The 24,667-nt window shown below is 49.7% G+C and carries 17 protein-coding genes and 3 riboswitches; of the genes, 2 read left to right on the plus strand and 15 right to left on the minus strand.

Annotated features, from left to right (window positions below; all coding sequences use genetic code 11):
- Nucleotides 1–357 precede the first annotated feature (357 nt).
- The 11 genes from HPT30_RS14765 to HPT30_RS14815 form a co-directional block, all read right to left on the minus strand.
- Complete coding sequence (locus tag HPT30_RS14765) at nucleotides 358–1,164, minus strand: transglutaminase-like domain-containing protein (RefSeq protein WP_175372125.1); 807 nt, start codon at nucleotides 1,162–1,164, stop codon at nucleotides 358–360.
- Nucleotides 1,165–1,177: 13 nt separating this feature from the next.
- Nucleotides 1,178–1,258: riboswitch (cyclic di-GMP riboswitch) on the minus strand.
- A gap of 75 nt (nucleotides 1,259–1,333) precedes the next feature.
- Nucleotides 1,334–1,414, minus strand: a riboswitch (cyclic di-GMP riboswitch).
- 104 nt (nucleotides 1,415–1,518) lie between these two features.
- Nucleotides 1,519–2,196 carry a class D sortase gene (locus HPT30_RS14770; RefSeq protein ID WP_175372126.1) on the minus strand — a complete coding sequence of 226 codons (678 nt, stop codon included), beginning with the start codon at nucleotides 2,194–2,196 and terminating at the stop codon, nucleotides 1,519–1,521.
- A 26-nt stretch (nucleotides 2,197–2,222) separates the two neighbouring features.
- Entirely contained in the window at nucleotides 2,223–2,627 is a 405-nt protein-coding gene (locus HPT30_RS14775) for a GtrA family protein (RefSeq protein ID WP_175372127.1), read from the minus strand.
- Nucleotides 2,617–3,597: a glycosyltransferase family 2 protein gene (locus HPT30_RS14780; RefSeq protein ID WP_175372128.1), complete on the minus strand. Its 981-nt coding sequence runs from the start codon at nucleotides 3,595–3,597 to the stop codon at nucleotides 2,617–2,619. Before HPT30_RS14780 ends, HPT30_RS14775 begins: the two co-directional genes overlap by 11 nt.
- Nucleotides 3,598–3,661: 64 nt before the next feature.
- Complete coding sequence (locus HPT30_RS14785; RefSeq protein ID WP_246317105.1) at nucleotides 3,662–7,492, minus strand: glycosyltransferase family 39 protein; 3,831 nt, start codon at nucleotides 7,490–7,492, stop codon at nucleotides 3,662–3,664.
- Nucleotides 7,489–9,498, minus strand: coding sequence for a glycosyltransferase family 39 protein (locus HPT30_RS14790; protein ID WP_175372129.1), 2,010 nt, complete (start codon nucleotides 9,496–9,498; stop codon nucleotides 7,489–7,491). Before HPT30_RS14790 ends, HPT30_RS14785 begins: the two co-directional genes overlap by 4 nt.
- Before the next feature lie 124 nt (nucleotides 9,499–9,622).
- Nucleotides 9,623–11,023, minus strand: a complete 1,401-nt coding sequence (locus HPT30_RS14795) for an NCS2 family permease (RefSeq protein ID WP_175372130.1) — start codon at nucleotides 11,021–11,023, stop codon at nucleotides 9,623–9,625.
- A 125-nt stretch (nucleotides 11,024–11,148) separates the two neighbouring features.
- Nucleotides 11,149–11,247: riboswitch (purine riboswitch) on the minus strand.
- A 321-nt stretch (nucleotides 11,248–11,568) separates the two neighbouring features.
- Nucleotides 11,569–13,107, minus strand: a complete 1,539-nt coding sequence (gene guaA / locus HPT30_RS14800) for a glutamine-hydrolyzing GMP synthase (RefSeq protein WP_175372131.1) — start codon at nucleotides 13,105–13,107, stop codon at nucleotides 11,569–11,571.
- Nucleotides 13,108–13,322: 215 nt separating this feature from the next.
- Complete coding sequence (locus HPT30_RS14805) at nucleotides 13,323–15,743, minus strand: transglutaminase TgpA family protein (RefSeq protein ID WP_175372132.1); 2,421 nt, start codon at nucleotides 15,741–15,743, stop codon at nucleotides 13,323–13,325.
- Nucleotides 15,712–16,965, minus strand: a complete 1,254-nt coding sequence (locus HPT30_RS14810) for a DUF58 domain-containing protein (protein WP_175372133.1) — start codon at nucleotides 16,963–16,965, stop codon at nucleotides 15,712–15,714. Before HPT30_RS14810 ends, HPT30_RS14805 begins: the two co-directional genes overlap by 32 nt.
- Nucleotides 16,966–17,296: 331 nt before the next feature.
- On the minus strand, nucleotides 17,297–18,709 hold the full coding sequence (locus tag HPT30_RS14815) for a polysaccharide deacetylase family protein (RefSeq protein WP_246317107.1): 1,413 nt from the start codon (nucleotides 18,707–18,709) through the stop codon (nucleotides 17,297–17,299).
- Between the two features lie 108 nt (nucleotides 18,710–18,817).
- On the opposite strand from HPT30_RS14815, the gene HPT30_RS14820 reads away from it, so the two are divergent.
- Complete coding sequence (locus HPT30_RS14820; RefSeq protein ID WP_175372134.1) at nucleotides 18,818–19,486, plus strand: DedA family protein; 669 nt, start codon at nucleotides 18,818–18,820, stop codon at nucleotides 19,484–19,486.
- On the opposite strand, the gene HPT30_RS14825 is transcribed toward HPT30_RS14820, so the two are convergent.
- The gene (locus HPT30_RS14825; RefSeq protein WP_175372135.1) at nucleotides 19,461–20,816 is read right to left on the minus strand and encodes an MFS transporter; all 1,356 of its coding nucleotides are present in this window, start codon (nucleotides 20,814–20,816) and stop codon (nucleotides 19,461–19,463) included. The two genes, HPT30_RS14820 and HPT30_RS14825, sit on opposite strands and share 26 nt — an antisense overlap.
- A gap of 145 nt (nucleotides 20,817–20,961) precedes the next feature.
- Between HPT30_RS14825 and HPT30_RS14830 the strand changes: the two genes are divergently transcribed.
- Nucleotides 20,962–21,903, plus strand: coding sequence for a helix-turn-helix transcriptional regulator (locus tag HPT30_RS14830; RefSeq protein WP_175372136.1), 942 nt, complete (start codon nucleotides 20,962–20,964; stop codon nucleotides 21,901–21,903).
- Nucleotides 21,904–21,998: 95 nt separating this feature from the next.
- On the opposite strand, the gene HPT30_RS14835 is transcribed toward HPT30_RS14830, so the two are convergent.
- From HPT30_RS14835 to bcp, 3 genes are all read right to left on the minus strand, one after another.
- Nucleotides 21,999–23,498, minus strand: a complete 1,500-nt coding sequence (locus HPT30_RS14835; RefSeq protein ID WP_175372137.1) for a DHA2 family efflux MFS transporter permease subunit — start codon at nucleotides 23,496–23,498, stop codon at nucleotides 21,999–22,001.
- A complete protein-coding gene (locus tag HPT30_RS14840; protein ID WP_175372138.1) occupies nucleotides 23,495–23,953 on the minus strand; it encodes a MarR family winged helix-turn-helix transcriptional regulator in 459 nt (152 codons plus the stop codon). Before HPT30_RS14840 ends, HPT30_RS14835 begins: the two co-directional genes overlap by 4 nt.
- A 212-nt stretch (nucleotides 23,954–24,165) precedes the next feature.
- Nucleotides 24,166–24,633, minus strand: coding sequence for a thioredoxin-dependent thiol peroxidase (gene bcp, locus HPT30_RS14845; protein ID WP_175372139.1), 468 nt, complete (start codon nucleotides 24,631–24,633; stop codon nucleotides 24,166–24,168).
- Nucleotides 24,634–24,667 lie beyond the last annotated feature (34 nt).

Consider the following 24,667-nt stretch of genomic DNA (forward strand, 5'->3'; position numbering starts at 1 on the left):
AAATTGGTATTTAGAAAGAGCGATTGCTCATTTTGAAACATCTGACGAGAATTAAAAATTCTCATTTTGAACTCACTTTCGTGAATTCGATACTCACTCGTTGTTCAGTTTTCAAAGATCAAGCTATTCTCGTTGTCCGCTCAATGTCTCAGCAGCAACTCTTATAATATAACACGTTATTCTCAGAAGCGCAAGTACTTTTTTTGAAATTCTTTTTTTTAATCATTTCACAGCACTTTTCTCTGCCCAACAACGCTTTTACATAATACCCTATCTTTCAACAAAAAAGCAACCCTTAATATAAAAAAAACAACCTGCTTAATAATTAAGCAGGTTGTTCAGCACGTTCTATGCATTTTAATAGAATTTAGCTGCAGTGTATTTACTAGAACTTTTGATCAGATCATTCTGAGCGCTTTTGCCCAGTCCGGCATCTACAGTTGTATCGATCGTCACCCATTTACCATCAATCAGCACTTCATTCCAGGCATGGTATTGAGCAACATAACTAGTATTCCCCATAACCAGTTTAGTAGGAACCCCTACACTACGAGACATTGCAGCAAACAGAGAAGCGTAATCGTAGCAAATGCCCTTTTTACTGGTCAGTGTATTATTGATATTAGGAATGTAGTCGGTAGTCACACTATTAGCCAACGAGTAATCATATTTCACATTAGCAACGATGTAATCATGAATAGCTTGTACTTTTCCTTGCACAGTTGTTTTGCCTTCTGTAAGCTGCTTGGCTTTAAGAATAGCAATATCGGAAGAATTCCATTTCACGTTCTGAACGGAACCCAAGTATACAGCGTTAGTGTCGTTAAGCGACAGATCCAAAGTTTCAGAGTAGACCGATTTATATTTGTTGCCCGTTGTATTCTCCAGAACAGATACTTTATAAGAGCCATTACCTTGTTGGAGCGGGAAAGATTCGACTTGCTGTGAGGAATAAAGATTGTAAGTATAGCTATTATTGTCCTTGGTAATCATAACCTTGATGCGTTTATCCTTCGGAACTTCATATTGAATTCCCACCACGCCTTGACTCAGCTTCGAGGTATCCAGCCATTTCGCGTCTGCACTTGCAGCGTTAGCCGAAGTGACATTGATAGAAGTGACCATTAAAAACAGGGACATTAAAGCAAAATAAAACTTTTTCATGGATAAAACTCCTTTCGGTAGCTGGCTGCCATCCTTACGGGAAGGCCCTTTAGCTTTGCGTCCCTACCTTTCGATAGGTTTGCCGTTATCGTATAAGCTTTATCTATCCTCGCATCTACTAGAGAACAACTAGGTTTGCCATGGAAAGACAACAAAAAAAGCCTCTGCATTCGGTAGCTGGCTGCCATCCTTACGGGAAGGCCCTTTAGCTTTGCGTCCCTATCTTTCGATAGGTTTGCCGTTATCGTGATTAGCTTTCTAAGTTAATTCTAGCATATACATTTATATATTCAAAGCCCAAATCAATAGATTACCCTAATTTATTGAAAAGATAACACTAATCTCTTAAAAACATTATTTTTTTGCCGTCTGGGGCAACTTGGCATGAACAATAAGACGGTGCGTAGGGTTTACTAGCGGGTCACAGGTGATCAACGTCAGGATCTTATCCTTGTTATTCCCGTCCAGCACCGATACATCCGTAGGGTCTACTACAGAGATATCATAGACCTTGTAATCCAATTCCTCTGCATTAGTCTTCACTGTGATGGTGTCGCCAATGGCCACTTCGTTCAACCTGTTAAACAGCCTTCCTGTAGTTCTCGCTCTATGAGCTGCAATTGCAGCATTGCCAATCTCACCAATAGGAGTCGTCTCCTTCATATGGGCCGCCGCATGCTTCATATTATTCTTCGTGGCTCCTTCAAGGATAGGCAGTTTCAAGTCGATCTTATCGATCTCAATTAAAGCAATTACTTTCCCGCCAACCTTAATTTCAGGTGCTGCTGTTGCAGGCGTTTCCGTTTGAGGCTCTTGCTCTTCGGCGGCAGACTCTTCTGCAAGCAACTGTGTTACCTGAGCATATTTGCTTTTGAGATCGTTATCGGCAGAGACCGGGACCAGATTACTGTAGCTATGTTCCGCCTCTTCCAGCAGCTTCTGCTCCTGCCGGTTTTCGTACCATTCATTCGCTTTCGGATACAACATGACAAGAATTCCTGCAAGAATGATGAGATAAGAGAACTTACGCATGATCTTCACCCCCGTATTTTACATTCCTAGAACACCCATTTGCGGCTTCCGAAAAAATTAATAACTACAGTGACAAAGGTTACCAGTACCTTGGACAGAAGTACCTGCACGCCGAACCGATCCGTCAACACATGCATCAGCAGTAGAGAGATCACAAGTACAGTCAGATTCAGGATGATGAACTTCAGCAGCTGTATCCGGTCAAATCCATTCTTGCCGCTGCGGTTACTGTCCCGGAAGGTCACTTTTTTATTGAGGATAAAGCTGTTGGCGGTACCTGCACTGTAGGAAAACACTTGCGCCAGCCCATACATCATCCCAAGGGAATGGAGCAGGGTAAAGACCGCAAAATCGATGAGAGTATTAAGTAGTCCCACCGCGTTGAACTTCAGGAATTGAATGAACGCGGCCCGACGGTTATTATCGGACATAAGTTTTATCCTTCCGGCTCTCCTTCAGCTCTTCCTCAGCAGGGTAGCCTCTCGTCTCACGCACAATGTAGAGCGGTCTGTCTTTGGACTCGTCATAGATACGGCCGATGTATTCCCCGATGACGCCCAGCAGCATCAATACGATTCCGTTGAACAACAGATTGACGCCAACAATGGAGGTCCAGCCTGGAACGGTCCAGGAGGTAAAGACCTTTTGAAATAATACGAAGAATAAATACAGAAAGCTGAAAAACGAGATGAAGAATCCAACGTAGGAAGCAATTTTAAGCGGCTTGTGCGAGAAGGAAGTAATCCCATCCAAGGCAAAACGAATCATCTTCTTCAGCGGATATTTCGTTTCCCCTGCAAAACGCTCCTCACGCACATACTCCACCATGGTCTGCCGGAAGCCGACCCAACTTACCAGCCCTCTGACATAACGGTTCTTCTCCTTCAAGCCCCGCAGTACATCGCACACCTTACGGTCTATCAAGCGGAAGTCTCCGGTATCCGTGGGAATCTCCACACTCGTCATACTGCTGAGCAGCCGATAGAAGAGCTTCGCGGTCACTTTTTTGAAAAGAGTCTCTCCATGCCGCTTCAACCGCTTCCCGTAGACAACCTCATAGCCTTCCTTCCACTTCTCTATCATCTGCAAAATAACTTCCGGCGGGTCCTGAAGATCGGCGTCAATAACCACCACCGCATCCCCTGAGGAATAATCCATACCCGCTGTAATCGCAATCTGATGCCCAAAGTTCCGCGAGAAATCTACCAGCTTGACTCTTTTATCGCGGTTACTGATCTCCTGCATAATCTCTACGGTCCGGTCACGGCTGCCATCATTAACAAAGATCAATTCATAGGAATCGCCACATCTGTCCATCACTTGCTTCAACCGATCATAGGTATGGCTGATGACTTCCTCCTCATTGTACATAGGCACTACTACACTGTATCTGGCCTTCACCTTTGTTCCTCCTAGCAAATTTTATATAGGGCCTGTGGCAGCACAAGCCCTGAAATCGTAAATCTTAGAACACCCAAGACGGGAACCAGCGCAGAACACTCGTCACATAACTTCCATTGACCTGCATACCCGATAGCACTGGATAGAAAGCAATAAAGAGCAGCGCCGCCACGCCAACATAAATATAGCGAATATACCGCGCGTTCGGATATCTGCTATCAATAAGCTTCATTACATATACAATAGCAAGAATCATAAACGGTACCATGGCAAAATAATGGTATAAGAATGTTTCGCGCGGTACGAGCATCCAAGGCACATACTGGGAAAAGAACGCGATCCAGATCATGAACAGATTTTTGTCTTTGCGCTTGATTGTCAGCCACAGTGAACCTATCATGGCAAAGATTCCAGTCCACCAGATAAGCGGATTACCCATGGTTACGATACTGCTGACCTGTCCGGCTGGCAATCCTTCTCCGCCGCTAAAGAACCAGACGGGTCTTTTCATGAATGGCCATTCCCACCAGGAGGATGCAAAGGGATGTGTCGCAACGAGTTGACTGTGATAGTTGTACATGTTCTTCTGGGCATCAATCAGACCCGTCAAAGTAAAGCCGTTCGCCGATGGCGACAAAGCAGGAACAAAGGACAGACCATAGATAACCGCCGGTATAATTACGAAAAATCCAATACAGCTGGCAAGCGTTATAATGGTATTCTTCCAAAAGGAGTTCACCGCTCCACGACAAGCAGCGGCCAATGTTTGATCACTCAAGCGGCCTTCGGCCAGCACTCGCTTGGCGGCCCGGTATTCACGGTAGCGGTCAACCAGTGCCAATGCCAGCATAACGGCCAGACCGGCCCCGCCGTACAGCACAATCCACTTGGAAGCCACGCCGATCCCGAAGAAAAAGCCGGACCAGAACAGTGGAATCAGCGTTTTGCCGAGTGGTACCTTATAGAAGTTCAAAGTGAAGTAACGCTGCATGAAATAGAACATTAACATAATGAAGAATACGCCATACACATCAATCGTAGAAATTCTTGTCTGCGTAAAATGCATAAAGTCCAAAGCGAACAATCCTGCTGCAAGCGCCGCATAACGGGTCTGCTTGAACAAGCGCAGCGCCATCATATAAATCAGCGGCAACATGGCAATTCCAAACAGCGTTCCGATGATCCGCCAGCCGAATGGATTAACACCGAACAACTCCATCCCAATGCCAATCAGCAGCTTACCCAGCGGGGGATGTGTGTTCTCGTACGGCACGATGCCGTGGTAATGCTCATACGCGGTCCGCGCATGATAAATCTCATCAAAATAAGTGCTGTTCATGAAGTTGGAATACTCCGGAATCAGCGACTGCTCATCGAACAGATTGCCGGGTGCTCCCCGCTTGGCGGTTCCCCCGTCAGGTGTAACGCTGGCAATCGGAAGCGGTGTTCTGCCTCCGTTCTGCTCGTAGAAGGCCATCTCATTCAAGGTGAATCCCGGCGAGACTACGGTAAGCTTCACATATCTTGCTGCCACACTCAGTGGCTGGCTTTTCCAGATGAATACATTGCCGACATCCTCATTGACTTCGAGCGGGCTGCCCCAGGCTTCAGGTGACTCACTGAATTCCAGCTTGAACTTGCCCGTCCCAACGCCTCCGAAGACATTCACACGCTCAAGCTGCCTACTCTGTCCAAGATCCACATAGAAGCTCTCTCCGCTAGCCGCCGGTTCCCATAAAGTCTCCGGTGCCTTCGTAGATCCCAGATGGAACAAGGCAACTGCTGCATATACGGCAGTAATGACAAGCATCCAGGTCCAGTCCTTGCGGCTAAGCTTAAGCTTGAATCGGGAGTTCCCTGCCTTATCCTTGAGAACCCGAATGTTCTGTACTAAGCCCAGATCTTCCGAACGATGCTCCTCCTCAGATCGCAAAGGGAGCAGGTTCTTCACGCGGTTCTTTCCATATACATCGTACCCAATATATAGCATGTATAGTAACAAGGCCAAATTGGTGATCGCCGTCACTATAACGATGCCATCCGCTTCCGGGTTGTTGCCTGCATTCAGGTGGGCCAGCGTATAGCCGACGTTCACATATTGGGTCAAACTGAACCCCAGGAACAACGTCAGGAATCGCCGGTCCTTGCTTTGAATATAAGCGAATACGGTAAGTATCAGTGCAGGGTACATATAGCGCTCATGCATTTTTGTACCCAATACAAAGACAGTAACAATCAATACCATGCCAATAAAGAATGATCTGGATAAATCCTTACGATCCTTTTGGAATGAATAGAACATCGCCAAAGCTACGGCGACCAGAATAAAGACGAATCCCCAACCTCTGTACGAGATTCCCAGCCAGGTTTGATCCAAGGCTGACCACATCGGACCCGTTAGCGCATAGAGATTAAAGGCATTAACGGTTGAGTACGGATAAGAAGATAATGTAGCTTTATAAAGATTAATTAGTCCGCTTAGACCACCATTGTTCCAGAAGAATGGCGCTGCCAGCACACCGAAGATCCCGAGTCCATATACTGCGCCGAGCGCAAGTTGTTTCCAGGCCCGCTGGTGATAAAAGGCAAACAACAGCACCGGTGTAAAGATAAGCGCCTGTGGTTTAACAAGTGTGGCAATGGCAAACCAGATGGCCGCCCGTACCAGCGACTTGTTCGCTGCTCCTTGAATGCTAAGCAGGAGGAAGATAAGGAAAAAGGAATCCGCCTGTCCCCAAGCAGCGGAATTGATAAGAACCGCTGGATTAAACAAGAACAGTAGCGAAAGACCAAGTGCGATCCCGGAGCCGAGTTTTTGTCTGGCCGCCCGATAAATCAGTCCACCAAGCACCAGATCCGAAATGATCGCCGGCAGCTTGAACAACAGATTCTCTCCACCGGAGCCATGTACCAATCCAAATATCCCGCGGATCGCGCTCAGCACATACAATATGTACAAATATCCTGGTGGATAATCAGCGAAATACCCTTCCTCATAAAATCTGCCAGGCCCCAAATCCAGCATTCGCTGACCCCAGGCAATAAAGGTATTCATATCATTCTGGTAACCCTGCGCAGTCAGTCCGATCCAGACCCGCAGAATTAACGCTGCACCAATCGAAACATATAACCACCGGCTGTATACATTCTCCGGTTGCTTCATTAGTTTGTTGTTACGGAAGAACCGGTTACAAAGGACTGCGAAAAAGGCACTGAACAGCGCTGAAATCAGCAGCAGCTTCGCCGGAGAGATTTTGTGCGGTGTTTCCTCAGGCTTGCTGTCTCCTCCTTGAGGTGCCGAACTGTTATCCAGCGAGATAATATTGCTGCCTTCAGGAGCAGCATCTAGCGGTTCCACAGCCAAATCATCGAAGTAAGCCTTGCCCTGTGTCAGACTGGCATAACCGCCAAGACTGGCACCCACGCCGAGTTCCTTCTGATGTGGACCTGTCTTGCCGATGAACTCTAGATACTTCCATTCTCCGGCAGTCTCCATGACACCTGGATAACCACCTCCTACTCCAACTATGAACACACCGGCGCCAAACCCTCCGCTTGCTGCGTTCACCACTTTGACCCAGCCAGAAATTTTATACAAGTGATCCGGCTCTACTTGAACTGTCTGAATCCATTTCAGATGGTTCGGCTGCAAATTCTCGATTACAGCTGCTTTACTGCCAGAATGGACCTCGGACGATTGCACGGACACATAGCCGGCATCTTTCCCCGGAATCCATGCGTCTTCTGTCCAGCCGGACGGAGCGCTGTCATCCCCATCCTCAAAGCCCGGATTCTGCAGCAGGTTGCCCTCCGCAAACACGCTTGTCACCGGAAGCATGAAGAGTACGCATATGACAATGAGTATTGCGGCTGCACGTGTATTCTTGATCATCATTGTTCCATCCTCACCTCATCAATGTTAATCCAGCCGTTTCCGCCGGTAAAATAAATCTCCGCCTGTTCACCCTTCTGCAGGCTTACTGCGGGAAGTTCAATCTGATGATAACTTGCACCTTCGGTGAGTTCGGTTTCAGTAAGGATAGCGCCGTTAACCCGTACGCCAAACTTTCCGCCTCCCCCGCCTGCGCTAATCATTGCCGAGATCTTGTACTCCCCGGAATTCTGCGGGGAAATCAATTGGGCAACGGTCTTTTCTGTACCCGGATCAAGATAGGCCAAAGAACTTCCTTGATACGGATTATTGGTCCCGATTCCTGTCCCGGCTGTAAAAGTCCAATGCAACGCCCCTTCCTCGAATCCTCCGTTCATCAGTTCATGACGGCTATCTTCGCCTTCAGTATCCTGAGGGTTCACAGGTGAAATTCCTTCGCGGTCAACAACTACAGTATAGTTCTTGAATCTCTTAATCTCGTAGCCTTCGTTTCCGGCGGGAAGAGGATCACCATTCCAGAAGATATATGCCGCCCGCTCACCCGGAATAATCGTCGGCCCCCCAAACCTGTAGCGCCCAAATGAGCTTACCAGCTGAAAGGGAGCACCCGGATTGGCATAGCTGACGGTTTCCAAAAAATCATGGGGATTGATAGTTTCATAAAAGAGTACATAGATATAGGGCATGTTGACCTTATCGGTAACATAGATATTCCCTTCAGTCTCCTCAGAAGCATACTGGATGGCCTCTCCGATAGACTCATAAAAGTTAGGGCCGATCTTCTCTGGAAAATCACGGAAGTACGCCATACCAAACAAAACAAAAAACAGGGCGAATCCACCCGCTGCAACCAGGCCCGCTCCCTTAATCTTTCGGCCAAGCCACAAGAAGCCGGCAACAATCAGCAAAATTACAGGATAGAAAATAACATTAATCCGGTTAATGTTCACACTCGTAATAGCAGCCATCAGAATAGCTGTTACGAACCAGAGCAAGATCACCGACTGGCCTGTGCCGTAACAATCCCGGTTCCGTAAAGACTTTATTATAACAATAAGTCCTACCAGGACAAAGGGCAATCCAAGAGAATAGGCGTAACCGTAAGGTGATATGGAATTCCACGGCAGACCATCACTTCCACTGAGCATTATCTTGAAAAATTCACGGAGATTGCTCCAGGCTGTGTCGAGCATTTGCCCGCCGAAGACCGAGGAGACCTGCTCCACTCGCGGTGTAGTTAATCTTGGGATGGAAAAGAACGGGGTAGAAAAGCCCTGTAGTTGATAACGATTGATCATTATAAAGGATAGAATCGGCAAAGCCAGCAGGATAAACAGTACACCATTCCATAGAATGGTCCGTAGCTTCAACACTTTTCTATACAATAGAAGAATTACAGTTCCCAAAGCAAAGATCGGAACAAAAAAATAGGCAGTCCCATAGGCATAAAGCGATAACGATAGCACAACTGTAAACGCATAGGACCATTTCGGAGCTTCGAAGGATCGAAGCAAGCAGTACACAGCGATCAGAATCAACGTAGGAAACAGATTCGATTCCAGCGCCCATCTCGACATCATGATATGCCATGGATTAATAGCGATAAAGAACATGGCGGCAAGACCGGCTACCTGGGAGGAGAAGAGTCTTTTGGACAAAAGATAGAATACAACCATACCCACTAGCCCCATAAGCAGACTCGCCATCCGCACCGTTACCGGTGATAATCCGAATAACCAGATAAATGGCATGGATAAGTAGGCATACAAAGCATTTTGCCCGCTGCCCCAGGCGATCAGGTGGATTGGCAGGTGGATTCCGTTTCTGTCGATACCATAATGAAGTATAGCGTAGGCGTCATAACCGATCGACGCTTCGTCCTGATTCAGTCCTGGCGGAATGGAACCAATATACACTATCCGGATCATCGCTCCCAGCAGGAACATTAGTACGAGCCAAGGGTTGTTCTTGCAATAGATAAATACCCGATTTAGACTGCTGGACAACATTTATCACCTCTTCAACAATATAATCTAAATATTGGATGATGGAAAGTCCGATACGCAAAACCCACAAAAAAACGGCCCCTTCAACAACGAAGGGACCGCAGGATGGATTTCTCAGACACGGGCTTTAGCCCTGACTACCCATTAATGCATAACGGAGTATAATCAGGATCGCGAGTACCCACATCATCCAGTGAATGTCGTATTTCTTTTTGCCAGCCAAGTTTGAGACAGAAGCAAGAATGACATAAGTAACGATACCGAAGGAAATACCGTTAGCGATATTGTAAGTGAAAGGCATGATAACAAAAGTCAGGAACGCAGGAATCGCAACGACCATGTCCTGGAAGTCAATATTACGAAGCGATTGCGCCATCAGCACACCTACAACAATTAGAGCTGCAGCTGTAGCAGAACCAGGGATTAGCGCAGCCACAGGAGCAAGGAACAGTGCCAACAGGAAGCAGACGCCTGTAGTTACCGCGGTAAGACCTGTACGACCACCTTCAGCAACCCCGGCAGCACTCTCTACATAAGCCGTAGTTGTGGAAGTTCCGACCATCGCACCACCAGCTACTGCCACCGCATCTACGAACATTGCCTTACCTACACGCTTCTTCCCTTCTTCAGGGTTGTCCATAATGCCAGCACGTTGAGCTGTACCTACAAGTGTACCAAAAGTATCAAACAACTCTACGAAAGTGAATGTCGCAATGGCGGAAATGATACCGGTATGCAGAATACCATCCCAGTCAAATTCCATAAAGTTCAATTGAGTGAAATCAGGAACCCATGGCGTTTGCGGGTTGGACAGAGGACTGAAATCCACGGCGCCCATCAGAATTCCCACTGCAGTAGTACCCAGGATACCGAACAGGATCGCGCCGCGAACATTCAGTACCATCAGAATTGCGATCAGCAGCAGGCCGATAATTGCAAGCTGGACATTGGTATTCTCCAGGCTGCCCAGATGGATAACTGTTTCAAAAGAAAGGACATCTGTGAACTTATGAGCGGCAATATCGTTTACGGCTTCTACGCCGATCGTCATGATTCCGCTGTTCTTAAGGCCGATAATGGTAATAAACAAGCCGATACCGACGGTGATTGCATGCTTCAGGCTGTCAGGAATAGCTGTCAACAAGATCTGACGTACCTTGGTTACCGTTAGCAGGATAAAGATCAGACCGGAAATGAATACGGCGGTAAGACCCATCTGCCAAGTGAATGGATGATCCGATGTGGCGGATGACAGGATAACCGATGCGAAATAAGCATTGAGTCCCATACCAGGCGCCAGTGCAACCGGGAAGTTAATGAACAACCCCATGGCAATAGTGAAAACACCTGCGGCTATCGCTGTAGCCAAAAATACAGAATACCATCCCATGTCGATCTGGCCAAAAGCGGTCAGTATGTTGGGATTTACGGACAGGATATAAGCCATTGCCATAAACGTAGTCAAGCCGGCCATAATCTCTGTACGAACGGTAGTGCCATTCTCTTTCAACTTGAAAAAGCGATTCAAATTGTTCTCCCCCTAAGGTATGTTGTGTATAGCAGCAACAAAAAGCCGGAGTCAGATAGACACCGGCCGGATAAAAAAGAGTAGGTTCCTGCATATCGCCAATCCAAAGGCGAAGACCAACAGGAGATTGTTCTCTTCTTAATCGTAGCCAGGTCATTACGGTGACCTGTAGAGACTTCCGGGCCAATTCCCGGAATTATACGAGTAAATGATGTTGTTGTGCTTTATCATTTTAGGGGGATATGACATCCCTTGTCAATGACAAAAACGAACAATAAACGTTATTTTTTTTGTATTGTTCGTAAAAACGACATTTCCCGCCAATCCTATATGGAAATCGGGAAGAAAAGGTTGTTAAACATAATTCTAATCTATAAAAATTGAACGCTAAGCTTACTATTGATCATAATGACGCTGTGTCCCGTCGGATCTTGGAGTCACGATTCTCGACAGAATTCTTTAGAGTATAAAAAAATACTCCCTTCTATTTGCTGAACAACGCAGATAAAAGAGAGTATTTTATTCAATCTATTGTTGCTGTTGACCTATTCCCACTCAATCGTTGCAGGTGGTTTCGAAGTAATGTCATACACGATACGGTTTACGTTCTCTACTTCGTTGACAATACGGACGGAGATTTTCTCAAGAATATCCCAAGGAATACGTGCCCAGTCTGCGGTCATGCCATCAATGGAGGTTACTGCACGAATACCTACGGTGTAGGAATACGTACGAGCATCACCCATAACGCCAACGCTCTTCATGTTCGGCAATGCAGTGAAGTATTGCCAAATTTCGCGGTCGAGACCGGCTTTGACGATTTCTTCACGCAGAATGTAGTCGGAATCCTGAACAATCTTCAGCTTCTCCTCTGTTACTTCGCCCAGCACACGGATAGCAAGACCCGGGCCCGGGAACGGCTGACGCCATACGAGAGCACTTGGCATACCCAACTCTTCACCCAGCTTGCGGACTTCGTCCTTGAACAGGGTGTTAAGCGGTTCGATCAGGCTGAATTTCATGTCTTCCGGCAGGCCGCCTACATTATGGTGAGATTTGATGGTTTGCGCTGTTGCCGTTCCGCTCTCAACAATATCCGTATACAGCGTACCTTGTGCAAGGAAGGAGAAGTCACCCAGCTTGGCCGATTCTTCATCGAAACAGTAAATGAATTCGTTACCGATGATTTTACGCTTTTGCTCAGGATCATCCACACCAGCCAGCTTGCTCATGAAACGCTCTTTAGCATCAATCTTCACTACATGAATATCGAATTTACCGACGAACATCTCCATAACGTCCTCGGCTTCCCCTTTGCGCAAGAGGCCGTGATCAATAAACATACAGGTCAGCTGATCCCCGATAGCACGGTGGATAAGCATCGCCACTACGGAAGAATCCACACCACCGCTAAGGGCGCAGAGTACTTTCTTGTCTCCTACTTTATTACGAATGTCTTGCACGGCTTCCTCAATAAACGATTCCATCGTCCAATTGCCGTCGCAGCCGCACACTTCATACAGGAAGTTCGAGATCATCTCGTTACCATGTTCGGAATGACGAACCTCTGGGTGGAACTGTACCGCATAGAATTTGCGCTCGGCATTGCTCATAGCTGCAATCGGTGCACTTTCAGTCCCTGCATCCAGTTTGAAGCCAGCTGGAAGCTCCACTACATGGTCTCCATGGCTCATCCATACTGTTTGGCGGTTCTCCAGACCCTTCACAAGGTGGGAGCCTTCCACAAAATCAACATCAGCTTTACCATATTCGCGTTTGGCGGCACGTTCAACCTTACCGTCAAGCTGCTGGGCCATCAGCTGCATTCCGTAGCAAATGCCGAAAATTGGCAGACCCAAGTCATAAATTGCCGGATCTAAATGCGGTGCATCCTCGGCGTATACGCTGCTCGGTCCACCGGAGAAAATGATCCCCTTCGGCGATAAAGCCTTGATCTTCTCTACTGGTGTATTGTAAGGCAGAAGCTCACTATATACTCCTAAATCTCTGATTCTGCGCGCGATAAGTTGGTTGTATTGTCCTCCGAAATCGAGAACAACGATGATTTCATTTGGCTTGTTCATTACGTGCCTCCCTTGATTATTGGATTCATTATACTCATGGTTAATTCGCACCGTCAAGGAAAGGAGGGCATGGATTTGGCTGGATTTTGTCATGTCGATTGCTGTCAGGATCGATGAAGGCGGCAACATAAATGATGCGGTTGCGCTTCCTTTTTCAAAGGGCACCGCTTCAGGCAAGTGTATCAATGCCTGACCTTCCACTTCCTGCAGACGGTTTATGTCAGCCGGAAGGTGATCCTGAGGCATTCCCGCAGAAAAGCTTCACCTTCATCGGCGGCTGATGACGGGGCGGAAGAAGCCGCCGGGGGAGTGCGGCGGGAAGCTGGTGCCCCGCCGCATCCGCTGTACGCCAGGGTCTCCCACTGGCGTACGAACCGCCGGACCGCTGCGCGCAGTCCGGCATCGGCGATCGGCAGGGAGTCTGCGTACTCCCTGCCCGTGACCCCGGGCGGCGGCGGCCCATACCGCGCCGCCAGCCCGTGCCAGGCCAGAGAGGCAGCGCGAAGCTGCCTCTCCCGGCCCACAGCCCTGCTGCGCGAAGCCCACAGCAGGGCCAGGCTCCGCCGCCAGTGCCACGCGGCGGCGGGAAGCGCCAGCGCCGCGAGCTGGAGCGGCGCGGGTACCGGCCCGCCCGGCAGCGGCTGGGCGGGCAAGCTCTCCGCGTGCTGCGCAGCGGAGAGGCCTGACCCGGCCGGCGCCAAGGAAGCCGCCGGAACGGCAGGCTGCGCGGTGCCAGCACCCGCGCCACCCGGCGTCGGGTCGAAGGGGACCCAGCCTACGCCTGGAAAGTACACCTCGACCCAAGCGTGGGCATCGCCCTCGGTAACAGCATATCGCTGCGGCCCGGGGCCTGTCACCAGCTCACCAGGCCCATAGCCTTGCACGAAACGGGCCGGGATATCGGCACTGCGAAGCAGGACGGTCATGGCCGTTGCAAAATGAACACAATAACCGCGCTTCGCCTGGAACAGGAAATCATCTACGAAGTCACTGCCGGATGGCGGGAGCTTCGTATCCAGAGTATAGGGATAATGACTCTGCAGATAATCCCTTACCGCCACAGCAGCATCATAGCGGCTTCCAGCGGCGGCCGTAAGCTCGGCTGCTAAAGAAGCCACCCGGGCAGGCATCTGGGAGGGCAGTTCTAAATATTTACTGCGAATCTCTTCAGGGTCAGCGCGCTGCACGTTACGCAGAACAGCGTGATCGGATTCGGGTAATACAGAGAGAACCGTGTAACCCGTGACCCGGGCGCTGCCTGCCTCATCCGGCAGACGGAAGCTGTCGCCTTCCTTATTGACAAGAATATAGCCTAGACGGCTTCCGTCCTCCAGTTCCCCGGACTCCATGCCTTCAATAGTCCCTGCGCTGAATACCGGAAGCCCGCCCGGGGATGGCGCAGCCAATAGAATCTGCTGCCGCAGTGTCTTGCGGCCAGTCAGCCCCGAATCAGTTTCCGGAGAAGAGTGCGGAAAACCGGAAAGATTTAGCGGAGTAAAAGAGTCCGCCTCTCTGATCCAGCGGCGGCCGTCATAGTAAGCCAAACTCTCGCCGCGCCAATAAGTCCGCTCATCGCTGAAAGCCGTAAAGACCGGCTCTGTACCGGGTGTTAACGGGGCTCCCAATTCAGCAGAACTCAAACTGTAACCCGTAGTTCCCCTACCCATAGCTTCCATTCTTTCCTTCATATGCCCGGCCGCCCAGTCATTTAACTTGCTGAAGGCAGAATGTAGTGTGATCTGATTCACGGAGTGTGAGCCGTAGAGCTGTTCCCCGCACCAAGCGGCTATCATCAGAACAAAAGCTACGACAAACGCGGCACTGCCCCAACGACCATAAGGAATCCTCATGTGGGTATTTCTTTCCCGTAAACGAAACAGCCCGCCCATCCCTCGCATCCATAAAATCAATCCTGCGGCCAGCATCACCTCAATGGTCGTCTCGATGCTAAAGGCAATATCCAGCAACAATAAATAAGCCATGGACACCATGCTAAAAAGCGAGGAACTCCCCCTATGTATTGCTAAATGCTGCACAGACGAGACCAGCATCCCCCATCCTGCGGCTAGAATCAGCAATCTGCTGGCATTGCCCAAATCCGCAACATGTCCTGACAAAAGCATAACGAGATCCCTTAACAGTTCTGCCGGGTATTCCGCCAACCAGCCGGCTCCCTCTTCTCCACCAGCCAGATACGCCCAGGCTAAAGCAATGCTCGCAAACTGTAGCGTCAAAAGAAGCCAACCAGGCAGCTGAAGCATGCCCCAAAAAATAAGCACAGCCGCCGTTAACATCAGAGTTGTCATCAGGCTGGCCGTTTCAGGAGTAGTTGAGACACGGTACAGTGGAGAAAGCCACAGGACAAACAGGCCTAAAACAGGCAAAGAGAACAGTAGGCGGTACCCGAGAGGGACTTCCCCCTGCATTCCGACCTGGCTGTTCTCTATAATGCGGGACCCTGATTCCGCTCCGGTTAAAGTCCCGGCCGCCTGAACATCGTAAGCCTGGGGCTTCCCGAAAGCCTCCCGCCCAGTGAGGGGCGGCTCCGTTCTATGCGCCCCTAATCCGCCCCCGTAACTGTGCCGGACCGCACCGGATTTTTTGTTACCATATGGTTGGTTTTCCGGCTGATACATGGAATTCCACCTCCCCGTGTCCATTAACAGGCAGCGCACCATCCAGGCAATATAATGTGGCACCGAGACGGCGTAGACTGTCTGAAATGCTTCCCGCAGTGGAAGACTTCTCGCGACCGGCGCTGCCTCTCTGAGGAGCAGGCAAATCCCATACATAATAGAGATCCATCTTGATACCCTGCACGAGATAACGTGCAATAGCCTTGGCCGAATCCTCGTTAAGCTGTCCTGTAATCACTGCAACAGACATTCCCGGAATCCAGCTACGAGCGGCATCCTCGAGCAGCTCCGGCAAGCTTCGTCCACCGTCCGGGGCAATCTCAGTAAGCATGTCCAACACCCGAACTGGCAACTTTCCTAGCCCCTCATGACGCGCCAGCCCTTCCGGCCAGCCTCCGGTAAACAATTGCACATACGCTCCGTTGTGTTCAGCAGAGAGCAATTGTCCCGTTGCCGCTGACACCGCTTGCTCAAAGCCGGAAGGTCTCTCACCCCTTCGTCCTCGTGCTCCAAGTGCACCATAAGGGACCTCATAGCTCACGGCACAATTGTCCAGCACAACACAAGTCATGCGCCCGCGTTCCTGTTCCGGCACCCTGCTCTGCAGAACACCACGACGCGCACTGTTCTTCCAGTGTATCCGGTTCAGGGGATCTCCCGGCGCATATTGACGGATATCGACGGCCTCCTCATTGCTGCCACGATTCCACTTCGCGGATCTGATCTGATCCGGAAGCACCCCGCCTTCCGGCGCCGACCAGCGGAAATATAATGGAGCAGGTGACACCTTGAAAGTGGCCTCCCCTGCAGGCTTGCCGCTGCCCGTAAACCAGCCCGGCAGGTCACCCCACACCGCTCTGCAGGCCCGCAATTGGTGAACCCCTCGCGGCACCTCGTTCAACCTATAAGAATACGAAAAAGAACGGCGAAATCCAGGAAACAGCAGTTCTTGATGGCTAACACTCCCCCAATCATCGAATATGATCATCCAAGGGAGTGGAATCCGTGAGGTGAAACTGACCTGAACTTGCACCCGGAGTGTGTCTCCCGCAACAGGACGGGCTGGCGTAACCGTTCGCTCTACTTTGATCCGGCGGGGCCCGAAGAGTTGCAGTATTAACCCGCCCAGCAAGAGAAGAACGACTACGCACAAGAGGAAGAGCAGCGCCTGCCCTCCACGCCAGGCGTAGAGGACACCAATTATGCCTCCTGCTGTCAGCATTCGCAGCCATTCTCCTAGAGCACTGCTACGATTTCCGAGCGTTACCGCCCTTGAGATTGGCTGTGAGCCTTCTTTTCCATGACTTTCTTGTTGAGATGAAGAGGACAATGGGATACCCTTCCTTCGGACATAGACTTGCTCTATAGCCCCTTGGCCTGTGATGCGAACCTCGGGCAAGAGCGTGTTAATATCTATTCTTTCCAGGAAAAGATCCCCTCAGACTATTGTTTCCATCCTTTTTGCTATATAAGGCGAGCGGTCGCTCCTACCGTTCCAAACTTTGACTTTCGTTTCGTTTCGCTTCGCTTTTCGTTACTATACTTTTGCCGTGTCAGGCAGCTTTTACCCGGCGTTCCTCCGAAGTAGCACTGATTGCTTTCAGAGGGTGGCCAGCTGTCTCCAGCAATTCTCTCAATGGAACCCAGATGGCGCCGCCAATAATCTCCACTCTGGCAGCACGCTTTTCCTGAGCACCTCCTGGAAGACTGACAGCCAGTTCCCCGCCAGATACATCTGCTGTCACGGTCCTGCCGTTCCAGATCACCTGACCACTGCGGCTTGTCTGATCCCATCTCACCTGTCCGCCAAGCCGTTCCACCACAGCCCGCAGCGGCACCATGTATTGTCCGTTGATGATGCTATATTCACCCGGATTCAATTTAGCTTCCAGCAGCCCTACCTCTAGTGCAAGTGTTCTGCCCGGCTGGAAAAGTGCGACATTCGGCAGGATATTGGAAGCGATCCAAGCATTGGACGGCTTCAGCCGGTCCAAGCCCGCTGCCTTGGCTGACACCCTGAACTGCACGGGCTTAACACTATCGTCCAGAACCTTAAAGGTATAACCAGCTGCCTTATAGCGAGCAATAATCTGGGGCAGTGCCTTGGCACTTTCCCCGTGTCCCCCGCCATCATGCAGTAGCAGTACAACCTCGGAAGACGTTAAGTCTTTGGTGGATTCCCGCAGGATTTCAGCTGCTGGTACACCTTTTCTCCGGGAATCACCGCTGTCTACCGTCCAGTCCATGACCAGATAGCCCGCTTGATTCAACAATTGGAAATAGGTATCATCAAAATGACCAGAGGTTCCGCCCGGGGCGCGAACAAGCCGGGGACGTTCACCTGTAATTTCACGGATAACATTCTCTGTCTGTTTGATTTGATTCCAGAATGCGGTGAATCCGCTATATAGATTATGGTAATCATGATCGTAGGAATGATTGCCGATGGCATGCCCCTGCTCCCAGATGGCGTTAATCAGCTCGGGGTGGCTTTTTGCAGCGTTTCCGAGCACAAAGAAGGTTGCCTTAACCCCCTGTTTTCGCAAAATATCGAGGACCTCCCGCGTGATTTTGCTCGGACCATCGTCAAACGTAAGGTAGACCGTTTTAGCTGCTTTGGCTGCTGTGGCTGCCACTTGTTGAACTACAGCCGTCTCTGCCACTGTTGCGGGGAGCGCTAGATGTTGTATCGGAACCGCATTAAGCGTCGAATTTTTAATAGGTGTTGCCTCCAAAACAGCCGGGACAGCGGGAGTAACCGGGTCCGCTTGCACCGGAGCTGCCAGAGGATTATGCTGAGAAGAAGAGGCATCCGCATTTGTTGCCTGCAGTGGAAGGGGTCTTGCCGACCCGGACCCGGAATACGTATCTGTTCCCCAGCCGGATGTCAACAGCAATGCCATGGCCATAATGAGCAATCCGCGGAACATTATCCGGCGGCCGTTTGTATTATTGTTACCCTTCATCTTTTCTACCTCCAGCATTCTATTGGCTCTCAAAGCCGTTAGTAGATTGTATGAAGACAAGCTTTCAATTAGAATACGGCTTTTTCGCCTTTGGAGAGTGATTACCCTATGGAAGTACTGGAATGGATTCAGGAATTATTCGCCAACTACGGATACAGTGTACTGTTCTTCGGACTTTTGCTGGAATTCGTCGCGCTGCCCTTTCCAGGGGAGACCACGATGGCCTTCGCCGGATTTCTCTCCTATACGGGCAGACTGGATTTTACGTTACTAGTCTTAATCGCTTTTCTCGGAACTACGGTCGGTATGACCATTACCTACTTCATCGGACTCAAAGCCGGACTCCCCTTCATTCAGCGATATGGCAAATGGTTTCTGTTCTCAGAAACCAAGCTGGAGAAGACACAGCGCTGGTTCGAAAAATACGGAAGCGTCCTGATCTCAATCGGTTATTTCATCCCTGGTGTACGCCACTTTACCGGATATTTTGCCGGAATTATCGGCCTGCCCTTCCGTAAATTCGCCTTGTATGCCTACAGCGGCGCTTTGTTCTGGGTTGTGCTGTTCCTTGGCATCGGCCGAGTCTTCGGCCCGCAGTGGATGGGTGTATTCCATATTTTCGAGCTATATGCAATCTGGATTATTTCTGGTATTGCAGGCTTAGTTGTCCTGATACTCATGTACCGTTATCGCAAAGGAATCGCAGGCTTCCTGCTCCGGCGCAGAGCCAAACTTAAACTTGAGACTAAAATCAAAGAGACTTCCAAGGGACGGTGATCGAACCGTCCTTTTTCTTTTTCATACGAATTTTGGCATATACAGACAAGAACAGTGCAATACATACGAAGCCCGCTCCGCCCCATAATCCAAGCTGCCTTGGCTTCATGGTCTCGAGGACAAGTCCCGCACCAAACATGGACAGGCCCAGGAGTGTACTGCTCACGGCCGTGAGCCATCCGAAAATGATCGGCTGGTAGATCACAGGCGTTTCCCTCATCAACAAAGTATCCAGACAGGCATTGCCGATACCCCCTGTGAAGGCAAGTAAAATGTACAGCCCAAACACCGCCGCGAAGCTCTCACTATAGCTGATTGCAATTAGCAGTATACCCTCCAGTAACAATCCACCCAGCGCTCCCAGAAGCAGTCTCTTATTCAGCAAACGTCCAGCCAAAAAGCTAAGGCTAAGCCCGATACCGAGTGCACCATAAAAAGCACCTACTCCCAAATCTCCAGCCCCAAATTCCTGCACCGCGTATACGCTGATCAGCACGTTATCCAACCCGTTAACCAGAGGTACGAGCAGTTCAAAAGCAAAAATAATTTGCAAGACTACGCTACCGGACACTATGCTCCACACACTGCGTAGCGACGGTGAAAATGGGGTTGATCTCGTAGAAGCTTGGGCTTGGCCATGTTCTTGAGCCTGCTCTTGGGCTTGAGCCTGGTCGTGTTCTTGGGAATGTTCTTGAGCTTCTTCTTGAGCTTGAGCTTGTTTCCCATCCGGGCTACTGCCATAGCCTTGCGGAAAATGAATACCGGCAAGCAATAGCGCAGCAAGCAGAAAGGATACGGCATTCAGAATAAATGCCCACTGGGGACCGAACCATAACGAAACGACCCCACCGGCAAAAGCACCCAGTATCAGCACTATGCCCATCATTAATTGCTCCATCCCGTTGACAGCCAGCAGGCGTTCCCGGTTCACCAGCAGCGGAATGGACGATTTGCGAATCGGACTATAAATGGCCTCTCCCGCAGCCAGCAGGAAGCTTGCGGCGTAGATTACCCAAATTTTGTCCGGCCCGTCTACCCATAAGAAGGCCAACGCCACTGGCACCCGCAGCAAATCCGTAGCAATCATGATCATTTTGCGTGGCAATCTTCCGCCGAGCATGCCCCCAAGCGGAGCGAGCAGCAGAAAAGGCAACACTCTGACCCCAAGTGATATCCCCACTGCCAGCCCCGATCCCGTCAGATGCAGCACAAGCGACAGCATCGCCACCTGACTGAAGCGGTCACCAATTCCATTAATTATTCCTGTGATGAACAATCGGGTATAACCGCGGTGGTATTTCAAAACGGCACCACCAGATTCTGTGTTCATGATTCATCCTCATCCCTATAATTAAATATATATCTAATTAGATATTAATCTAATATAAAGACATCACACAATAGGTTTACCCGTTTTATTTTGTTAAAATGAAGAAAATACATGACACCATAACCTGCTGAAAGTGAGATTTATAATGAAAATAGACCGTTTACTCTCTATCGTCATCCTGCTGATTAATCGACGCCATATTCAAGCTAAAGAGCTTGCCGACATGTTCGAAGTGTCTGTACGCACTATTTACCGTGATATTGACACGATCAATGCTGCCGGCATTCCGGTGCTTACTACTCAAGGAGCAGGCGGTGGGATCAGCCTAATGGAAGGCTACCGCCTTGACCGCAACGTGTTGACCGATCAGGAACTGGCTGATATTTTCACTGCGCTGCAAGGCGTCTCCTCTTCCGGAGGGACTGAACATACTTTGCTTATGGAGAAAATCAGCAGTGTGATTCCTCCATCTCAATCGGCCGCCTTCCGCAGCAAGACCACCCAGCTCATCGTGGATTTTTCACCACGCGGGCTGAATGGGCCTTTGGAAGAACGCTTGACGCTCCTTAAAGAAGCTCTGGAAGAAAGCGTGGCTGTCTCGTTTGAATATGTGGATGCCGAGGGGCACATCACACTGCGCTCTGTCGAGCCTTACACCTTGGTGCTGAAGGGACAGGCCTGGTATTTATACGGTATTTGCGGGTTGCGGCAGGACTTCCGCCTCTTCAAGCTGCTGCGGATGAAATCGCTGGTGAAGGAGACGCGGACCTATACAAGAGAAGATCTTCCCTTGGAGGGACTACCTTGGGGAGGGGATTGGCAGAGAGAGGGCAGCCCTGTCCCATGCGTACTGCATTTTGCTGCCGAGGGCAGGCATTTGGCAGAGGATCGCTTTGATGCTGCCGAGCTGCAGCCTGACGGCAACGGAGGGTACTTCGTAACGATCCACTATCCCGAGGACAGCTGGCTCTATGGCTTCCTGCTTGCTTTCGGCACGTCTGTCGAGGTACTGGAACCAGAGTCCATTCGCCATAAACTCGGAAAGCTCGCGGCAGAAATCGCCGCAAAGTATGCTAAGCAGGATTGAGAAGGAGAAAGTCAAACAATCAGGTAAAATCAAAAAGGGCTGCTCCCACCAATCTGGTGAGAACAGCCCTTTCTTTGATGCTTTCAAGAAGCTTGTTACTTGGCCTCAGCTTCAACTTCTGTCTTCAGAAAATCTGCCTGCGGCGAGGTTTTCTTGATGAAGAAAGACAGTACCAATGCAGCAACAGTCACCCAGGTAGCCACAATAAAGGCATGGTTAATACCGTTAATGGTTGCTTCCTGCGACAGCTTCAACATGGCGGCTTTGTCTGTCTTGGAGACCGCTCCGCTAACCAAAGCGTCGGTAATTGTGCTCTTGGTGCGATTAGTCATCAAGCTGACGAACACAGCTATCCCCATCGCGCCGCCGATCGTACGCAGGGTGTTTGACATCGCAGAGCCATGAGAGTTAAGACGCTGCGGAAGCTGATTCAGACCCGCAGTGACAATCGGCATCATCAGCATAGACATCCCGAACATCCGCGCGGTATACGTCAGAATAAGGTATGTGTATGAGGTGGAATCTGTAAGATGGCCAAATTCCCAAGTCGTGATTGTAGTAATAATTAGGCCAATAACCGCAAGCCATCTGGCACCGATCTTATCGAAAATAATCCCCGTAATCGGCGACATGATTCCCATCAGGATCGCACCCGGCAGCAGCAGCAGCCCGGATTCCATCGGCGTAAAGCCGCGAATCGTCTGGAGATAAATCGGCAGCAGAATCATACCGGAGTACATCGCCATCGTAATGATAATATTGATGATGGTGGTTAGTGTAAACATGTTATAACGGAAAATTCGGAACTCCAGCAGCGGCTTGTCGATCTTCAGTTGACGCCATACAAACAACGCCAGGGAAACTGCACCCAGAATGAGGCACACGATAACCGTGGTGCTGCCCCAGCCATCTGTTCCCGCGTCACTAAAGCCGTAGAGTAAACCGCCGAAGCCGAGTGTGGACAGAATGACGCCTAATTTATCCAGCGAAGGAGAAGTGACCTTCCCTACATTTTGCATCGTCTTCGCACCCAGCAGCGTGGAGAAAATAGCCAGTGGCAAGACAATAAAGAACAGCACCCGCCAAGAGTAGTTTTGCACAACCCAACCGGACAGTGTAGGACCGACAGCCGGGGCAAAAATCATCGCCACCGCCATTAAGCCCATCGCCTTGCCGCGTTCCTCAATCGGGAAGATGCGCAGGAACACAATGTTCATCAGCGGCATCAGAATCCCTGCACCGACAGCCTGAATCAGTCTGCCGACCAATATCATCTCAAAGCCGGTGCCGACACCGCACACCAGCGTACCTATTGAAAAAAGAACCATTGCCGTAATAAACAGCTGGCGGGTCGTAAACTTCTCCACCAGATACGCGCTGACTGGTACCAGTACACCGTTAACCAGCATGAAGCCGGTTGTCAGCCACTGGGCCGTATTGGCCAGAATGTTCAAGTCCTCCATAATCTTCGGCAGCGCCACATTCATCAGCGTCTGATTGAGCAACGCAACGAATGCACCGATCAAGAGCGCCGCGATAATCGGACCTCTGCGAATAGCTTTGCCTGCCGTAGCATTAGCAGTTATTGTACTCATAATTTCTTTTTGTCTCTCCCTTGTTCTAATATTTGCACGATTTCACCATGTATGCGTAGCAGTTCACCTGCATCCTCGGTAGGGATGTCTGCTAGCGGCAACAGATATCTTCTCAGTGAGGCTTTGCTTTTCTCCATAATCTCACTGCCCTTGTCAGTCAGTGTCAATTGGAAGATCCGCCGATCACTCTCAGACCGCTCACGCGTTAGCAAACCGGCCTTCACCATCCGGTCCACAACTCCACTGGCCGCACTATTTCCGAGATGCAACAGCTCTGCAAGCTCAGTGATTCCAATAGAAGGATGTGCAGAGATCTTCCGCAAGACCATCAGCTGGGTAGGCGTAATATCAAGTTCCTCCGCATCTTTCCAAAGCAGCTGCTGAAAAGTATGACTGATCCGGCGAAAGGAAGAAATAATCTCATCCAGCTGCCGTCGCTGCTCGTTCTCCTCCACAGCCTTCCCCTCCAGTACCTTTAAAATTAAATACTTCGCATGCGAACTATTCTACTCTTTACGTATTTTCCCGTCAACTACTTGCTGAAATTTTCTGAAATGGATAGTTGTCTATAAAAAAAGCCGTCCACTTTACATGGACGACCAAACAAATTTTTATTTTTAATTTAAAAGAACATGACACTTCGCACATAAATTAATTCATTTACATCCTAGCCAAGCTGCTCCACAGTTGCTTCCACATGCCCTTTAACCCGAACCTTATTCCACGCCTCTGCAACGATTCCATTCTCATCAATCAGAAAGGTTGAACGGACAATCCCCATATATTCCTTGCCATACATTTTTTTCAGCTGCCAGACGCCATAAAGTTCACTAACGGCATGCTCCTCATCCGAGAGCAACAAGAAAGGCAGGCCGTACTTGGCAATAAATTTAGCATGCGAGGTTAAGCTATCTGTACTGATTCCCAGGACCACTGCACCCTTGGCAGCAATCTCTTCATGAGCGTCCCGGAAATCGCACGCTTCCTGCGTACAGGCGGTTGTCATATTTTTCGGGTAAAAATATAAAATGACCTTATGTCCCAAGTATTGGCTCAGACGGACCTGCTCCCCATTCGAGGCAGGCAACGTAAAATCCGGGGCGGCTTGTCCCACTTCTATTCCAGTAGTATTCATGTTTTTTTCACACCTTCATTTTATTAGGATAATT

It is taken from the genome of Paenibacillus agri, assembly GCF_013359945.1.
GTDB classification, from domain to species: Bacteria; Bacillota; Bacilli; order Paenibacillales; family Paenibacillaceae; genus Paenibacillus_AQ; species Paenibacillus_AQ agri.

Bases quoted from the DNA above. Each gene is read 5' to 3' on its own strand.
- HPT30_RS14765 (WP_175372125.1), bottom strand. From the start codon at position 1,164: ATGAAAAAGTTTTATTTTGCTTTAATGTCCCTGTTTTTAATGGTCACT.
- HPT30_RS14770 (WP_175372126.1), bottom strand. From the start codon at position 2,196: ATGCGTAAGTTCTCTTATCTCATCATTCTTGCAGGAATTCTTGTCATG.
- HPT30_RS14775 (WP_175372127.1), bottom strand. From the start codon at position 2,627: ATGTCCGATAATAACCGTCGGGCCGCGTTCATTCAATTCCTGAAGTTC.
- HPT30_RS14785 (WP_246317105.1), bottom strand. From the start codon at position 7,492: ATGATGATCAAGAATACACGTGCAGCCGCAATACTCATTGTCATATGC.
- HPT30_RS14790 (WP_175372129.1), bottom strand. From the start codon at position 9,498: ATGTTGTCCAGCAGTCTAAATCGGGTATTTATCTATTGCAAGAACAAC.
- guaA (WP_175372131.1), bottom strand. From the start codon at position 13,107: ATGAACAAGCCAAATGAAATCATCGTTGTTCTCGATTTCGGAGGACAA.
- HPT30_RS14805 (WP_175372132.1), bottom strand. From the start codon at position 15,743: ATGTATCAGCCGGAAAACCAACCATATGGTAACAAAAAATCCGGTGCG.
- HPT30_RS14810 (WP_175372133.1), bottom strand. From the start codon at position 16,965: ATGCTGACAGCAGGAGGCATAATTGGTGTCCTCTACGCCTGGCGTGGA.
- HPT30_RS14815 (WP_246317107.1), bottom strand. From the start codon at position 18,709: ATGAAGGGTAACAATAATACAAACGGCCGCCGGATAATGTTCCGCGGA.
- HPT30_RS14820 (WP_175372134.1), top strand. From the start codon at position 18,818: ATGGAAGTACTGGAATGGATTCAGGAATTATTCGCCAACTACGGATAC.
- HPT30_RS14825 (WP_175372135.1), bottom strand. From the start codon at position 20,816: ATGAACACAGAATCTGGTGGTGCCGTTTTGAAATACCACCGCGGTTAT.
- HPT30_RS14830 (WP_175372136.1), top strand. From the start codon at position 20,962: ATGAAAATAGACCGTTTACTCTCTATCGTCATCCTGCTGATTAATCGA.
- HPT30_RS14835 (WP_175372137.1), bottom strand. From the start codon at position 23,498: ATGAGTACAATAACTGCTAATGCTACGGCAGGCAAAGCTATTCGCAGA.
- bcp (WP_175372139.1), bottom strand. From the start codon at position 24,633: ATGAATACTACTGGAATAGAAGTGGGACAAGCCGCCCCGGATTTTACG.